The organism is Sporosarcina sp. P32b, from assembly GCF_002743335.1.
GTDB lineage: Bacteria > Bacillota > Bacilli > Bacillales_A > Planococcaceae > Sporosarcina.
The window spans coordinates 1-404 of the sequence record NZ_PDZB01000070.1 but is presented as its reverse complement, the minus strand read 5'-3'; the positions used below and the strand labels follow the sequence as shown (position 1 = coordinate 404).

Below are 404 nucleotides of genomic sequence, written 5' to 3'. Positions count from 1 at the left end.
CAGCTAAACCACAACCTCCTGATTAAATAGGAAAAAGAAAATGCACGTGCAAGAACCACAACTTAATGCCGCTTATTACGAACTCTAAACAGAAACGTAATCTGATAGCACTTCAACGAGGAAAAACAACTACCCGAACTGCCCCACCCACAATCCAACGAAGGCGCCTGCCGTGGTAGGCGTAGCGAGGAGACAAAGACAGGCGAACTTTCCTGTCTCTGGCTCCTCGCGAAAGCCATCCACCAGCGCCGTAGTGGGGACAATGGACTCGCCACTTACATAGACAGCTAAACCACAAACTACTGAACAAACAGGAAAAAGAAAATGAACGTGCAAGAACCACAACCCCATGCCGCTTATTACGTACGCCTGAAAGAAACGTAATAAGCCAGCACTTCCACGAC

At 48.0% G+C, this 404-nt stretch carries 1 protein-coding gene; it reads right to left on the bottom strand.

Annotated features, from left to right (window positions below; translation table 11 throughout):
* Positions 1 to 129 precede the first annotated feature (129 nt).
* Positions 130 to 404, bottom strand: a 275-nt coding sequence (locus tag CSV64_RS16935) for a hypothetical protein (RefSeq protein ID WP_233191843.1), incomplete at its 5' end; no start/stop codon positions are given.